Below are 15,554 nucleotides of genomic sequence, written 5' to 3'. Positions count from 1 at the left end.
AATGAAAATTAACGAAGAAAGCAAATTAGACAATCCAGTTTGGAACTCACTATCTGAAAGTCATGAAAAATTTGCTTTAGAGTATAACGGAACCAAGTTTTATGATCCTGATTATTGTCCGTTTGGAGGGTTTTTAGAACTTGAGAGCACTCTAGAATCAGCAGATAAATATGCTTCGTTATGCGACAATTTCTTTATTGTTGGCGAAAAGCCTAAAATTGGCAACACTTTAAAAATTGCCAAAGAACTCGTTTGTCTTCAAATGATTGTTCGTGAAAAAGTTCAAATAACATTTGATAATGAAATTATTAAACTCACTGAAAAACATAAAGAAGAATTATTTGAATTGGTAAATTTGGTTCAACCTGGGTATTTTAAAACCAATACCTTTTTATTGGGTAATTATTACGGAATTTTTATTGATGGAAAGTTAGTATCCATTGCAGGCGAACGAATGAAAATGAACAACTTTACCGAAGTCAGCGCCATTATAACACATCCAGATCATACTGGAAAAGGTTACGCCAAACAATTGACATCACTCGTTGTAAACAATATTTTTGATGAAGGCAAAATTCCGTTTTTACACGTTGTTGAAACTAATCTTGGAGCAATAAAACTCTATGAAAAACTAGGCTTTGTTACACGAAGAAAAATGAGTTTCTGGAATATTTCTAAAAAACAGTAATTAATATAAACTACTCTACTTTATTTATGTATTTGAGTATGTATGTACACTTTGTGCAGCTGAAGGCATATAATTAACTCCAAACCAGCAAAGAAGCAAAACTATAAATGCCATCGCCAAAGTTATTAAAATAGGTTTAACGCTGTCTGGGTAGCGATATCGTATATGTATATAAATTAAATACCCTAGCCAAGTCAGCATAGCCCAAGTTTCTTTCGGATCCCATGTCCAATAGTGTCCCCAAGCTTCTTTTGCCCATAACGCTCCAAATAGAAGCCCTAAGGAAAGAAAACCAAACCCTACATAAACAAGATTATTGGCTAGATCAAGTATGGTGTTTTTGTAATTGCCTCGATAATATTCAAACAAACCGTAACAAGCGGCAATAGAAGAAGCGGCAAGCAAAGCATATGAAAAAATATACACTAATACATGAGGTACGAACCAAACACTCTGCAAAGCTGGCATTAAAGCTTTATTGTAAGTATCTGGATTAAGATAATTAATGGTTAAAAATATGGCAGCCATTACCAAACTATAATTTAATAACCATTTATACTGCCACCTTATATAAGTTATTATTCCAATAATTGGTAAAAAAACAGCATACCAAAGTCTGGTTTCTCCAAGTGTTCGCATTGGAGGACGTCCTAAATGCTGCCACAAGTTAAGAGTAAACAGGAGCATTAATAATCCGCCTAATGAGGCAATAGTAATTATTAAAAATGTTTTTTGCCTTGTACTTTTTAACAGCTGAAAAAACATACAAAACAGCCAGCAAATTATCGCTGCGGCAGCATAATGAGAAAAATAGATCCAATAATTCATTTAAAAACTTTTATTTACATACAACATTTTCCTTAAAACAAGATTTCTATTACTTAACAATACTTCTTCCTTTAAAAATTAAATAAACAGCCCCAATTATCATCATAAAGATTCCTGTATAAACAATGGGCAGCCAAGGATCACGGACCAATTCGATAACGCTTAACTTAGACCATTTTCCGTACTTTTCATCATAACTTAATTGATAAACTTTCCATCCGTCAACTTTATAAGGTTTATTAACTTCTATTACTGTTTTATCATTTTTTCCATCTTTTACAAATACATTAACATAAGAACTGTATTTTTTTGCCTCAGGCTGCAACATTACAATTGCCTCCTTGTTAGTTAATTGCAAATACGAATATTCTGTTGCAAAACTTCCGCAGCTAATCCAGGCAGTAGTATCAATTGCAGCCGATTTTACTTCAATCAAAGCCGCCGGTGCTGCTCCTTCTTCATTTACATGAAAATAACCATTCCCTGTAAATTTGCTGTCTTCAATATAATTAACAATCTTAATTTTATAGCCTTTATAGTTGTATTCATCTCCTTTACTAATCATTCTTAGAGCATTAATACCTTTTGTTTCAATACTGTTATTTGTAATATCAGCAAAGGCCAGTTTTGGAGCAAAAGTTTCCATGTTAAAACTGGTAAGTTCAAATGCAATCGGCATCGGAACCTTATTTCCTTTTTCATTTTCGGCACCCCATACTAATTGTTTTTCGTATAGATTCATGGTATAACGCTGCAGATCTCCACTTCCTAAAATCCCTGCAGTCATAGCAATAAAAAGTCCTAAATGATTTAATACAAACCCCCAATTTTTCCATTGCCATGGTACTATTCGGTTAAGAGTTGCAAGTCCCAAAGTGATCAAAAAATACAATTGTGCTATGATAAAAGGCCAACTATTCAGCACGAACGAAAAACCAAATAGATCTGGTTTTACACCTTCGACAAAATTTTGCTGAGGCAATGTTCCCATAATAACTGCCTGAATTAAAACTAAACCAATCGCACTAACTGAGGCGGGCACAGATCGCAGCCATTTTACCCAAGGATGCGTTTTACTAGTAAAATGCAGTAAACATAACATTACAATAAATAAGGCTCCAATGATATAATTTACGGGGGCACTTACAGCTTTTATATTAGTTCTAGTGGTTATTTGCAGCAAATAACCTGTTACTAATAAACCAGCGGCTATTATAAACGATTCCTTATAATCCCACGGATAATGCCAGAGTCTTTTTTTAGGAATTTTATCTTTTTCTAAATTAACTATTCTCATTTTTTACTCCGAAATTTGAAAAATGTAACTTGAAAAGGGTTTCACAATTAATCAAAATTTGCTCAACCCTTTCTCAATGCTACTTAATACTGTTTAACTGTAATATTTTTTATTTTTTCTTTGCTTCTTCTAACCATTTTGGTAAAACTGTTTTTTTAAATTCAGCTTTATCAGCTCTTTCCTTGCTCATATCTAAGCCTATAAACTGCTGTGCTTTTTCTTTAGTCGAAATATCAGGATATTGTATTGGTCCTGTTTGTCCTAATGCAGCTAGTACTTTACTCAAACCAATTCTTGCTTCGGCTGCTTTATTCAAACCATTGGTAATAATTCTTGCCGTTTCTAACGGAGCATGAAATGATCCTCCGTGTGATGCCGCCGCAAAATCCCAACGCCATTGTGCTTGACGAATTAATTTGAGGATATTTTTCATCTGTACATCTGTTGCTCCTTTATCCCACGCAAGTTTTGCCTCTAAATGAGCTTTTACCAATTGATCCTCTAACTCAATTCGTATTTGGTGAATTTTTTCCTGACGCTCGTTTACATTTGCTATCAGTGTTTTTTCTTCCTCACGATGACAAACCTGACAAGAATTTGCTACATTATTAAGCGGTGATTGTATTTTATGATCTGTAAACTTTTGTCCGCCTTCGCTTTTATAAGGCATATGGCAATCAGCACATGAAACACCTCTTTGTCCATGAATTCCCATTTGATGAATTTCATAATCAGGATGCTGTGCTTTTATAATTGGCGCTTTACTTAATGCATGAGTAAAGTCTGAGAATTCAATATCATCATAATATTTTTCCATATCCTCAGCTTTCATACCATTTTTCCAAGGAAATTTTACTTTGGTTGCACCTTCTACCGATTTTTTGTCAAAGTAATATTCAACATGACATTGAGCACAAACAAGCGAACGCATTTCATTTTGTGTTGCCTTAGTAATATCTTTTCCTTGCTCTTTAAACGCTTCAATTAAGGCTGGACGTGTAATTTTTAAATTCATGGTTTTAGAATCATGACAATCAGCACAACCTATTGGGTTTACAATTTCTGGTCCTAAAGCCGCCCAAGTCTGCTTATAAAACTCGTCAATTCCTAATTTATCCATCATACGAGGCACATCTGGTGATTTACACACCCAGCAGCTTGAAGGCTGCGGACCATCTTGCGGACCTTTTGGTGCTCCAGTTCTTAAAGTATTATATATATCTTCTAAAGCATAAAAATGCCCTCGTCCTTGATTGTAGTCTTTGGCAAAACCATATCCTGCCCAAAGTACAACCATGCGTGGATCTTCATGCAGCATATCTCTCATTTTACCGCCACCGTATTTACTTACAAAAGTAGTATCTGCGGTTTCATAATAGGTTTGAAATTCACGAGGATAATTTTCTCCCCAAACTTCATTTCTTGACTCAAATTCGCCCACAGGACTAAGTACTTTATTTACAAACAAAGCTTCTGTGCGACGTTCCATAACACTGTTTACGAGTAAACCCAACATAAAAACAATCAGCATCGTAACGCCAAACATTACCCAGCCTAACCATGGTTTATTTTTTATAATTTCTTTTAGTGGTGCCATAATTATATTTGTATTTTAATTATTTATTTGGTTTGATTTGTTTTCTTTTTAGACACAGCTGTACTATCCGTTTGTTTTTGCAGCCATTCTGGAATTGGCGATTCTAACAAAGGAACTCTTGCGTTTGGTACAGATGACAAACTATTTACTCTTCCATGCGGCACTTCACGATGGCAATCCCAGCACAATTTTCCCGCTCCGTGCTGCTTACTTTCTAAAGTCACTCCTTTTGTGCTTACGTTTGCATTAAGATCGCTGTGGCAGCGCTGGCAATTATTTTGAACTACATCTGTTCCCGCTTCCTTAATTTGAATAACTTGAGGTTCTGCGCGCCATGTAAAAACTGTAGCGTGATAAATACCGTCTTTTGCCTTAAAAAAATATTTATTAAAAGGATTATCTTGCGGTACATGACAATCATTACAAGTAGTAACCTTACCATGAGAACTATGCTGCCAAGTAGCATAAAAAGGAGTCATTACATGACAGTTAACACATGTTTTGGGTTCATCTGATAGATAGGATACCGCATTTGAAACATATAATAAATAGGCAAACAATCCCATTCCTATTCCAACTGCCATTATAACAAAGGGTACCCATTTACGTGGCGGCAATAAATAATTCAAAAATTTATTCATGATATTTTCCCTTAATATTTCCTATCAAATTTATAGGGTAATTAAATTCTGTAACATGATAAATATCAGATAGTAAACTATTTTCCTTAAATTTTCAATTTTAACATTTGAAATACTTTTTTTCTTCTATTTTTTCAATATGTCAACATTTATACACAACATCTTACTTAAACATCTGCATAATATCTTTAACTATTTTTAGAACAAGTTTCCATATTTTAAAATCACTATATTTAACAAACTTTCTTATATGATAAAAAAGACAATTCATTTTTTCATAGTTCAATTGAGAATAAACCAATAATAATCAACCACTTATTAAAAACCCAAACCAATCATGACACCAAATAAACAAACTGTAAACGAATATATGGCTGCTTTTATAGTAAGCGATCATAAAAGAATTCTTGCCTGTCTTACTGATGATGTAGTTTGGGAAATGCCTGGAATATATCAGCATGTGGGTAAAGAAGCTTTTGACAAAGAAATTGAAAATGACAATTTTGTTGGCAGTCCAACGATTCAAATTATAAAATTAATCGAAGAAAATGACATTGTAATTGCCGAAGGCGCTGTTCAAGGAAATATGAAAAATGGTAACAAACTGGACGCCGTTTTTTGTGATGTTTTTGAAATGGAAAACGGAAAAATAAAAAAACTCACTTCCTATTTAATGTCTAAAAACGCCAACTTAAAATTTGAATAATCTGGAATTCAAATCTTAAAAATTTTTTTTTATATCTTTGCCACACTAAATAAACCGCACAAACTTTATGTGATTAAAAATTTCTTTCAGACAATTTTAAGGTAAGCTGCAAAAGGCTTGCTCATTTGTTTATTCCTTAAAGAAAGAAATTATGGTTATTTTACAAAATATCTCATATCTGCATTCAAACAAAGATTTGCTGTTTGATAAAATCACTCTTACAGTTAATCCTCGCGAAAAAATTGCTTTAATAGGAAGCAACGGCGTTGGAAAATCAACATTATTAAAAATTATTGCGGGTGAATTACAACCTGCCGACGGAATATTAAAAACGGATTCTAAGCCTTATTATCTGCCACAAATATTCGGACAGTTTAATCATCTTAGTATTGCTCAGGCTTTGCAGGTTGAAGATAAATTGAGTGCGCTTCGGGAAATTCTAAACGGAAATGTTTCCGAAGAAAATCTCAGCACTTTAAACGACGACTGGACAATTGAAGATCGCTGTAATGAAGCAATGCAATATTGGCAATTGCAAGATTTAAATTGGAATCAGAAATTGGAAACACTGAGCGGCGGGCAAAAAGCAAAAGTTTTTCTAGCCGGAATTTCAATTCATCAGCCTGAACAGGTTTTACTAGATGAGCCAAGTAATCATTTGGATGTTTCGGGAAGAGAATTGCTATACAATTTTCTAAAAAGTACTTCTTCAACTTTGATTGTTGTAAGTCACGATCGAAAACTGCTTAATTTATTGCATTCGGTTTACGAATTATCAAAATACGGAATTACGATTTATGGTGGCAACTACGATTTTTATACTGAACAAAAACGTATCGAAAATAATGCTTTAAGTCAAGATATTCAGGGTAAAGAAAAGGCTTTACGCAAAGCAAAAGAGAAAGAACGTGAAACGCTCGAGCGTCAAAACAAACTTGATTCCCGCGGTGAAAAGAAGCAAAAGAAAGCCGGAGTTTCTCGAATTATGATGAATACTTTGCGCAACAATGCCGAAAACAGTACCGCTAAAACGAAAGGTGTTCATGCTGAAAAAATTAGCGGAATATCAACCGAATTACAGGAATTGAGATCCTCTTTACCTGATATTGATCTAATGAAATTTGGCTTTGCCAAAACAGATTTGCATAAAGGCAAAACACTTTTTTCAGCAACTGCTATTAACCACCGTTACAAAGATCATTTGCTATGGAAAGAACCTCTTAGTTTCCAAATTCTAAGTGGACAACGTGTGGCGTTGAAAGGTTTAAATGGTTCTGGAAAAACAACTTTGATTAAAATAATCATGGGTGAATTGCATCCTAAAACAGGAACAATCTACAAAGCCGATTCGAAAATTATTTATATCGATCAGGATTATTCACTTATCGAAAATGGAATTTCGGTTTACGAACAGGCTCAAAAATTTAATATTTCGGGTTTACAGGAACATGATATAAAAATGAAACTCAACAAGTTTCTGTTTTTACAAAATGACTGGAATAAATCCAGCTCGGTTTTAAGCGGAGGCGAAAAAATGCGCTTAATGCTTTGTTGTTTAACAATTAATAATCAAGCTCCGGATATTATTATTTTGGATGAACCAACAAACAATCTTGACATTCAAAATATCGAAATTTTGACGGCCGCAATTAATGAATATAAAGGAACTTTAATTGTGGTTTCGCACGATGCTGTTTTTTTGGAGGAAATACATATTGAGGATTTTATAGAGTTGAATTGAATTGAATTAAAAATTCAGTTTGTCATTCCGAGGAACGAGGAATCTTCATCAGTAGCTCCGCAATCAAAAGACTCAATCTTTGTCGAGTTTCTTATGAAGATTCCTCGTTCCTCGGAATGACAAGATTGCGCAGAACTTTATCAAATTTTCTCTACAAAATATTACAATCTGAAATCTAAAATTACCCCAACCATCCCTCACGATCCAAACTTCGATATTGAATTGCTTCGGCGATATGCTGCGAAATTATATTTTCTGAATTATCTAAATCGGCAATCGTGCGGGATACTTTCAAAATTCTATCGTAAGCTCTTGCAGAAAGATTTAAACGTTCCATTGCCGTTTTTAAAAGTTCTTTAGATTGTTCGTCTAAAGCACAAAACTCCCTAATAAGTTTACTGCTCATTTGTGCATTATAATGAATGTTTTCTACGTTTTCAAAACGTTTGGTCTGAATTTCACGTGCTGCTGTGACACGCTTACGAATTTCGACACTGCTTTCAGCTTTTCGGTCGTCAGCTAATTTATCAAATGGAACTGGTGTAACTTCAATATGAATATCGATTCGATCTAAAAGCGGGCCAGAAATTTTGCTCATGTAACGCTGCATTTCGTGCGGCGATGAAGTATTTGGCATACTTGGATCATTAAAAAAACCACTCGGACTGGGATTCATACTCGCCACAAGCATAAATGATGAGGGATAAGTTACGGTAAATTTCGCTCTTGAAATTGTTACTTCACGATCTTCTAACGGCTGCCGCATTACTTCTAAAACATCACGTTTAAATTCTGGCAATTCGTCTAAAAACAAAACGCCATTATGTGCCATTGAAATTTCTCCCGGCTGCGGATAACTTCCTCCTCCAACTAGTGCCACATTCGAAATAGTATGATGCGGACTTCTAAAGGGGCGCTGATTCATTAAACCTACTTCTTTCAACTTTCCGGCAACACTGTGAATTTTAGTAGTTTCAAGTGCTTCTCGCAATGTCATTGGCGGTAAAATACTCGGGACACGTTTTGCGAGCATCGTTTTACCCGCTCCGGGCGGACCAATTAAAATAATATTATGCCCTCCTGCCGCAGCAATTTCCATACAACGTTTTATACTTTCCTGTCCGCGAACATCAGAAAAATCATGTTCAGGAAAATCTAGTGTTTTGTAAAACTCTTCTCGAGTATCAATTACTGTTGGTTCAAGAGTACCTTTTCCATCAAAAAAATCAATTATTTCTTGTAGATTAGAAACACCGTAAACATCTAAACCGGCAACAATTGCCGCTTCTTTTACATTTTGAATGGGCAGAAAGAAACCTTTATATCCTTCTTCTTTTGCTTTTATAGCAATAGGCAAAGCGCCTCGAATAGGTTGCAAACTTCCGTCAAGAGAAAGTTCTCCCATAATAATATACTGTTCAATTTCTGACGCTTTTATTTGATCTGAACCAACCAAAATCCCCATTGCAAGAGGTAAATCATAGGCAGAACCTTCTTTACGAAGATCGGCGGGTGCCATATTTATTGTGATTCTTTTTCCTGGTAAGCTTAATCCATTGTTTTTAAGCGCTGCCGCAATTCTAAAACTACTTTCTTTAATTGCATTATCAGGAAGACCAACTAAATGATAACCAATTCCTTTATCCATATGCACCTCGATCGTAATCGTTGTTGCTTCAACTCCAAAAACAGCACTTCCGTAAACTTTTACTAACATAATATCTTTAATGAAAAGTAAAAGTATTTAATTTAAACGGAAACCTTGTTATTATTTGTAAATATTTTACTACATAAAAATTTTAAGCTTCTGTTTTAACTGAGCCAGTTATTAATTTCTACCTAACAAAAAACACTTTTCAAATTTTACGCTTGCTTAAATACTAATAATTGTTATTTTTATGAAAAATTAGCCCAATTATCCATGAAAAAACCTGTACTATTACTCTTTTTGACCATGTTTTTAACAAAAATACATGCGCAAGATTATTTCCCTGTTAATGAAAGTGTACATAACAAAATCAAAAACTACACAGTATTCACCAATGCAACGATTTATGTAACTCCAACGCAAAAAATCGAAAAAGGAACTTTACTCATTCAAGACGGTAAAGTTGTTGCCGTTGGAAATACAATTTCGATTCCTAAAAACAGTATTACAATTGATCTGACAGGAAAAACAATTTATCCTTCGTTTATTGATATTTATACTTCTTTTGGAGTCGAAAAACCAAAATCTAACTTGACGCGAGGACGTGACCGCAGCCCTTTGTATGACACTAAAAAAACTGGTTATTACTGGAACGAAAGTATACTTCCAGAAGTAAACTCCTATGAAACTTTTAAATACGACCAGCCTAAAGCCGAAGAATTATTAAAAGCGGGTTTTGGAGTTGTTGGAACGCATATTCCTGATGGAGTTGCTCAAGGAACCGGTGCTTTGGTTGCTTTAAACAATACTGATAACAGCAAACAAATTATTGCCAACAAATTGACCAACCATTTTGCCTTTACCAGAAGTGCACTAACGAATCAAGCTTATCCAAGCTCATTAATGGGTATGATGGCATTGTTACGCCAAATGTATTTAGATTTGGATTGGTACAAAAAAGGAAATTCTGAAACCAAAGATTTATCTTTAGAAGCATTGGCAAACAATGAAAAACTAGTTCAAATTTTTGCTTCAGAAGACAAATTAAACAGCTTAAGAGCAGCAAAAATTGCCAAAGAATTTGGTTTAAACTATGTTCTAAAAGGAAGCGGTAATGAATTTGAAAGAATAGAAGAAATTAAAAGTACAAATGCTAAATTTATTATCCCGATAAGTTTTCCAGAAGCATATGATGTTACAAATCCATATTTATCCAATCAGATTGAACTGGCTGATATGCGCTTTTGGAATCAAGCACCAACGAACTTAAAAGTACTTTCAGACAACGGAATTGTTTTTGCCTTGACTACAGACAAGCTAAAAAAAATAGAAGATTTTAAACCTAATCTTTTAAAAGCAATTAAATATGGTTTTGATAAAACAAAAGCATTAGAAGCACTAACTACAATTCCTGCTGCTATTTTAGGAAAAAGCAATGAAGTTGGAAGTTTAAAAACAGGCAGTTATGCCAATTTCATTATTACTTCGGGAGAGGTTTTTGACGAAAAAACAATCTTATTTGAAAACTGGGTTCAAGGAAATAAATTTATAGTAACCGATATTAATGCAAAAGATATTCGCGGTAATTATGATTTAACTATTGGAAAGGACAGTTACAAATGGAAAATTAACGGAACTGCCGATAGTCCTAAATCTGAAATAACTACCGTTGATGCCAAAAAACTAAAAACAACTTTTGGAGTTTCTAAAAATTGGATTTCTCTAGTTATTAAACCAGCAGATTCTACTAAATCTACTTTTACTCGTTTAACAGGATTTATCGAAAAACCTGAAAGTTTGTCTGGAAAAGCGGTTTTATCTAATGGAGATGAATTAGTTTGGAATGCAGTAAAAACAAGTCCGTTTGTTGCTGTAAAAGATTCTGCTAAAGTAGAAAAACCTAATAGTATTATTCCTGTAACGTATCCTAATATTGCTTTTGGAGATGCTAAAAAACAAACTGCACAAACTTTATTGTTTAAAAATGCTACTGTTTGGACGAATGAAAAAGATGGGATTTTAACGGAAACTGATGTTTTAATAAAAAACGGAAAAATCGTTGCTGTTGGCAAAAATATCTCTGATGCTTCTGCAACTATTATTGATGCAAAAGGTAAGCATATTACAAGCGGTATTATCGACGAGCACTCTCATATTGCCATTTCAAAAGGTGTAAATGAGAGCGGACATAATTCTACTGCCGAAGTTACTATTCAAGATGTTGTAAACTCTGAAGACATCAATATTTATAGAGATCTTGCAGGAGGTGTAACTATTTCGCAATTATTACACGGATCAGCAAACCCTATTGGTGGACGTTCTGCAATTGTAAAATGGAAATGGGGTTCTTCTCCAGACGAAATGTTGTATAAAAATCAGCCTAAGTTTATCAAATTTGCATTGGGAGAAAATGTTAAACAAGCCAATTGGGGAATTGATAATCCTACTCGTTTTCCACAAACCAGAATGGGAGTTGAACAAGTTTTTACTGATTATTTTCAACTTGCAAAAGAATATGATGAAAACTGGAAAAAATTCAATACCGGCTCTAAAAAAGGAAAAGCACCGAGAGTTGATCTAGAACTGCAAACCATTGCAGAAATTTTAAATAAAGAACGTTTTATTACCTGTCACTCTTACGTAGAATCTGAAATTTTAATGTTAATGAATGTTACCGAAAAGTTTAATTTCAAGGTAAATACATTTACTCATATTCTCGAAGGTTACAAAGTTGCTGATAAAATGAAGGAGCACGGTGTTGGCGCTTCGACATTCTCTGACTGGTGGGCTTATAAATTTGAAGTAAATGATGCCATTCCGTTTAACGGACCAATTATGCACAATGAAGGATTGGTAGTGGCTTACAACTCAGATGATGCGGAAATGTCGCGAAGATTGAATCAAGAAGCTGCAAAAGCAGTTAAATACGGGAATATTTCTGAAGAAGAAGCTTGGAAGTTTGTAACTCTAAATCCTGCTAAACTACTACACATCGATGATAAAGTAGGAAGTTTAAAAGTGGGTAAAGATGCAGATGTTGTATTATGGAGCGAAAATCCATTATCTATTTATGCCAAAGCAGAAAAAACAATCATTGAAGGAGTTGTCTATTTTGATCTTGAAAAAGATGCACAAAAACAATTGGCAATTACAAAAGAAAGAAATGAACTGATTGGACAAATGCTGCAAGAAAAAAACAAAGGAAACAGCACACAGCAGCCAACGCGAAAAGAAAAAAAAGAATATCACTGTGACACTTTAGAACAGTTATAACGCTTTTAAAAATTTCAAAATAATAAAAAAAGACAACATGATACATCAATATATTTATAAACTGCTGCCTGTTCTTTTTGCTTCTGTTTCAATATATGCACAGCAAATTCCGGCACCAAAACAAACTAAATCTGTTTTGATTTTAAATGCCACTGCACATTTAGGCAACGGTACCGTAATTCAAAACAGTGCTATTGGGTTTAAAGACGGAAAAATTACCTTGGTCGCAGATGCAACAACGATCAGATTAGCTGCCAACGCTTATGATACTACTATCGATGCCAGTGGGAAACACGTTTACCCAGGATTTATAGCAGCAAACACTACCTTAGGATTAGTCGAAATTGATGCTGTAAAATCATCAGACGATCAAGAAGAAATTGGTAGTTTCAATCCGAATGTGAGAAGTATTATTGCTTATAATTCAGAATCTAAGGTTGTTGAAACCGTTCGCCCAAATGGCATCTTAATCGCACAGGTTACGCCAAGAGGCGGCAGGATTTCAGGAACTTCTTCTATTGTTCAATTAGATGCTTGGAGCTGGCAGGATGCTATTGTAAAAGAGAATGACGGAATTCATCTTAATTTTCCATCTAGTTTTAAAAGATCTGGTTCATGGTTTGAACCTGGACTAATTGAAGCAAATAAAGATTATCCTAAACAAGCCGAAGAAATAAATGCATTTTTAATAAATGCCAAAGTCTACAATCAAGCTGCAAGTAAAGAAAGAAATATTGTTCTTGAAGCTACAAAAGGTCTTTTTGATGGAACACAAACGCTTTATATTCATGCAGATGAAGAAAAGCAAATTGTAGATGCCATTCAATTAGCAATTGACAATCAAATTAAAAAGATTGTTATTGTTGGAGGATTTGAAGCTTACAAAGCAGCTGATGCATTGCAAAAATACAACGTAGGTGTTTTATTAAGACGTGTACACGATATGCCTACAAGTGATGATCAAGATGTAAACCTTCCTTATAAAATGGCCAAGGTTTTAACGGACAAAGGTATCGTGGTAGGATTAGAAAACAGCGGAGATCATGAACGTATGAGTGTTAGAAACCTTCCGTTTTTAGCAGGAACTTGTGCCGCTTTTGGTTTAGATAAAGAAAAAGCGGTACAGCTCATAACTTTAAATACAGCAAAGCTACTTGGCATTGATACTAGCTGCGGAACATTAGAAACAGGTAAAGATGCCACTTTATTTATCTCCGAAGGTGATGCACTGGATATGAGAACAAATAAATTAACGAGCGCTTTTATTCAAGGTAGAACCATTATTTTAGAAACTTTCCAAACAAAATTAAACGATAAATTTAAGGCAAAGTTCAATCAGAAATAAACCCTTAGTTATTTCCCAAAAAGGCATCATTTGAATAATTCATCTGATGCCTTTTTTATTTACAAATAAAATCACTTTTTCAACATTTTTCAATTATTTACACATAGTTACTCTTAAAAACAAAACTATTCTTACGTTTTTTTGTTAACAAAACCCACAAACAGTATAAATCACGTTCCAACGATTAACAAATTGTAAATTTTAAGTTTATTTTAAGAAATAGATTTAAAATTATAGGGGTCAAAATGAAAATTTAATAAAAATAAAACAGTTACCCCTATTTTTTTATGGGGTATTGAATGATTTTATACTTTTATCAAAAATTTTAAAACTAAATAACTATGCGAAAAATTATTTTAAGTGTGATTCTTATCACTATTTTAGTACTAACCTTTATATCAAATTTTATCATTGCAGATAACCCAATTCCTGCAGAAGCGGTAAAGTTTGATACAGGAGATACTGCCTGGATGATCGTTGCGACGGCGTTTGTATTGTTAATGACTCCTGGATTAGGTTTTTTCTATGGCGGAATGGTAGGTAAGAAAAACGTTATCAGCACAATGCTTCAAAGTTTTATGGCAATGGTAATCGTTACAATTCTATGGGTTGTGGTTGCCTTTGGATTAGCTTTTGGTCCTTCAATTGGAGGAATCATCGGAAATCCATCATACAACTTATTCTTTGAAGGTGTTGGAACCAGCACAGCATGGAGCCTTGCACCAACAATTCCGTTTATGTTATTCGCATTATTTCAGGCAAAATTTGCAATCATTACACCTGCCTTAATTACTGGTGCATTTGCAGAACGTGTACGTTTTTGGGCTTACTTGTTATTCATGGTTTTATTTATCATTTTCATATATTCTCCTTTAGCACATATGACATGGCATCCTGATGGAGTTTTCTTTAAAATGGGAGTTCTTGACTTTGCAGGAGGAACTGTTGTACATATGAGTGCAGGTTGGGCAGCTCTTGCCGGAGCAATCTTTTTAGGAAAAAGAAAAGTACAAAAAGTTAATCCTGCCAGAATTACTTATGTGTTGTTAGGAACTGGTTTATTATGGTTTGGATGGTTTGGTTTTAACGCCGGATCAGCTTTAGGAGCAAATGGTTTAGCTGTGCAAGCATTAGGAACAACAACTGTTGCTGCTGCCGCTGCCGCTATGGCTTGGGTTTTCTTAGATAAAATTTTAGGTCACAAATTATCTGCGCTTGGTGCTTGTATAGGGGCTGTTGTAGGTCTTGTTGCTATTACACCTGCAGCTGGTTTCGTAAGTATATCTCACGCTATCTTTATTGGTGCATTTGCTGCTATTGTAAGTAATCTTGTAGTAAGCAAATTCCCTAAAGGAAAAATTGACGACGCTCTTGATGTATTTGCTTGTCACGGTGTTGGTGGTATGGTAGGTATGCTGTTAACCGGAGTATTTGCTTCAAAAGCTATCAACCCTGCTGTTGGAGACAATCAAGGTTTAGTTTTTGGCACACCTACATTGTTTATCAACCAATTGACAGCATTAGTAGTGGTATCGATCTTTGCTTTTGTTGCTTCTTACGCTTTATTCTTTATCGTAAACAAAATTACTCCTCTAAGAGTTACTGAAGAAAAAGAAGAATTAGGATTAGATATCTCTCAACACGGAGAGTTTTTATAAGAATCAATTTCCCCTTTTGCCTTTAAATAAAAAAGCACTCTAAGTAAAACTTAGAGTGCTTTTTGTTTGAATTAAATTCTTCCTTATACAATAACTATAACTTTCAAATTACAGCATTTAAGATATTCTTTA

The 15,554-nt window shown here is 34.3% G+C and carries 11 protein-coding genes; 6 read left to right on the top strand and 5 right to left on the bottom strand.

Going from position 1 to position 15,554, the window contains the following annotated elements:
• Position 1 precedes the first annotated feature (1 nt).
• Complete coding sequence (locus ACHRV0_RS14885) at positions 2–688, top strand: GNAT family N-acetyltransferase (RefSeq protein WP_395441408.1); 687 nt, start codon at positions 2–4, stop codon at positions 686–688.
• 24 nt (positions 689–712) lie between these two features.
• On the opposite strand, the gene ACHRV0_RS14880 is transcribed toward ACHRV0_RS14885, so the two are convergent.
• The 4 genes from ACHRV0_RS14880 to nrfH form a co-directional block, all read right to left on the bottom strand.
• Positions 713–1,516, bottom strand: coding sequence for a cytochrome c biogenesis protein (locus ACHRV0_RS14880; protein ID WP_395441407.1), 804 nt, complete (start codon positions 1,514–1,516; stop codon positions 713–715).
• Between the two features lie 49 nt (positions 1,517–1,565).
• Complete coding sequence (locus tag ACHRV0_RS14875; RefSeq protein ID WP_129025490.1) at positions 1,566–2,813, bottom strand: cytochrome c biogenesis protein ResB; 1,248 nt, start codon at positions 2,811–2,813, stop codon at positions 1,566–1,568.
• A 109-nt stretch (positions 2,814–2,922) separates the two neighbouring features.
• Complete coding sequence (nrfA, locus tag ACHRV0_RS14870; protein WP_395441511.1) at positions 2,923–4,389, bottom strand: ammonia-forming cytochrome c nitrite reductase; 1,467 nt, start codon at positions 4,387–4,389, stop codon at positions 2,923–2,925.
• A 44-nt stretch (positions 4,390–4,433) separates the two neighbouring features.
• Entirely contained in the window at positions 4,434–5,051 is a 618-nt protein-coding gene (gene nrfH / locus ACHRV0_RS14865; protein ID WP_395441406.1) for a cytochrome c nitrite reductase small subunit, read from the bottom strand.
• Between the two features lie 337 nt (positions 5,052–5,388).
• Here nrfH and ACHRV0_RS14860 point away from each other — a divergent pair, with 337 nt between their 5' ends.
• Both ACHRV0_RS14860 and ACHRV0_RS14855 read left to right on the top strand, forming a co-directional pair.
• Positions 5,389–5,757 carry a nuclear transport factor 2 family protein gene (locus ACHRV0_RS14860; protein ID WP_395441405.1) on the top strand — a complete coding sequence of 123 codons (369 nt, stop codon included), beginning with the start codon at positions 5,389–5,391 and terminating at the stop codon, positions 5,755–5,757.
• A 151-nt stretch (positions 5,758–5,908) separates the two neighbouring features.
• Positions 5,909–7,498, top strand: coding sequence for an ABC-F family ATP-binding cassette domain-containing protein (locus tag ACHRV0_RS14855; RefSeq protein WP_395441404.1), 1,590 nt, complete (start codon positions 5,909–5,911; stop codon positions 7,496–7,498).
• Positions 7,499–7,679: 181 nt separating this feature from the next.
• On the opposite strand, the gene ACHRV0_RS14850 is transcribed toward ACHRV0_RS14855, so the two are convergent.
• Positions 7,680–9,215 carry a YifB family Mg chelatase-like AAA ATPase gene (locus tag ACHRV0_RS14850; RefSeq protein ID WP_395441403.1) on the bottom strand — a complete coding sequence of 512 codons (1,536 nt, stop codon included), beginning with the start codon at positions 9,213–9,215 and terminating at the stop codon, positions 7,680–7,682.
• Between the two features lie 204 nt (positions 9,216–9,419).
• Between ACHRV0_RS14850 and ACHRV0_RS14845 the strand changes: the two genes are divergently transcribed.
• The 3 genes from ACHRV0_RS14845 (at position 9,420) to ACHRV0_RS14835 (ending at position 15,422) form a co-directional block, all read left to right on the top strand.
• Positions 9,420–12,419: an amidohydrolase family protein gene (locus ACHRV0_RS14845; RefSeq protein WP_395441402.1), complete on the top strand. Its 3,000-nt coding sequence runs from the start codon at positions 9,420–9,422 to the stop codon at positions 12,417–12,419.
• Between the two features lie 37 nt (positions 12,420–12,456).
• Positions 12,457–13,764 (top strand): amidohydrolase family protein, encoded by a 1,308-nt coding sequence (locus tag ACHRV0_RS14840; RefSeq protein WP_395441401.1) that lies wholly within the window; start codon positions 12,457–12,459, stop codon positions 13,762–13,764.
• 341 nt (positions 13,765–14,105) lie between these two features.
• Complete coding sequence (locus ACHRV0_RS14835; protein WP_129024766.1) at positions 14,106–15,422, top strand: ammonium transporter; 1,317 nt, start codon at positions 14,106–14,108, stop codon at positions 15,420–15,422.
• Positions 15,423–15,554: the final 132 nt, after the last annotated feature.

Origin of the sequence: Flavobacterium sp. FlaQc-30 (assembly GCF_044005885.1) — a bacterium.
GTDB lineage: Bacteria > Bacteroidota > Bacteroidia > Flavobacteriales > Flavobacteriaceae > Flavobacterium.
The sequence above is the reverse complement of the archived record's forward strand: the minus strand, read 5'-3'. Positions and strand labels throughout refer to the sequence as shown.

Coding starts and splice junctions, on each gene's coding strand:
- ACHRV0_RS14885 (WP_395441408.1), top strand. CDS start 2: ATGAAAATTAACGAAGAAAGCAAATTAGACAATCCAGTTTGGAACTCA.
- ACHRV0_RS14880 (WP_395441407.1), bottom strand. CDS start 1,516: ATGAATTATTGGATCTATTTTTCTCATTATGCTGCCGCAGCGATAATT.
- ACHRV0_RS14875 (WP_129025490.1), bottom strand. CDS start 2,813: ATGAGAATAGTTAATTTAGAAAAAGATAAAATTCCTAAAAAAAGACTC.
- nrfH (WP_395441406.1), bottom strand. CDS start 5,051: ATGAATAAATTTTTGAATTATTTATTGCCGCCACGTAAATGGGTACCC.
- ACHRV0_RS14860 (WP_395441405.1), top strand. CDS start 5,389: ATGACACCAAATAAACAAACTGTAAACGAATATATGGCTGCTTTTATA.
- ACHRV0_RS14855 (WP_395441404.1), top strand. CDS start 5,909: ATGGTTATTTTACAAAATATCTCATATCTGCATTCAAACAAAGATTTG.
- ACHRV0_RS14850 (WP_395441403.1), bottom strand. CDS start 9,215: ATGTTAGTAAAAGTTTACGGAAGTGCTGTTTTTGGAGTTGAAGCAACA.
- ACHRV0_RS14845 (WP_395441402.1), top strand. CDS start 9,420: ATGAAAAAACCTGTACTATTACTCTTTTTGACCATGTTTTTAACAAAA.
- ACHRV0_RS14840 (WP_395441401.1), top strand. CDS start 12,457: ATGATACATCAATATATTTATAAACTGCTGCCTGTTCTTTTTGCTTCT.
- ACHRV0_RS14835 (WP_129024766.1), top strand. CDS start 14,106: ATGCGAAAAATTATTTTAAGTGTGATTCTTATCACTATTTTAGTACTA.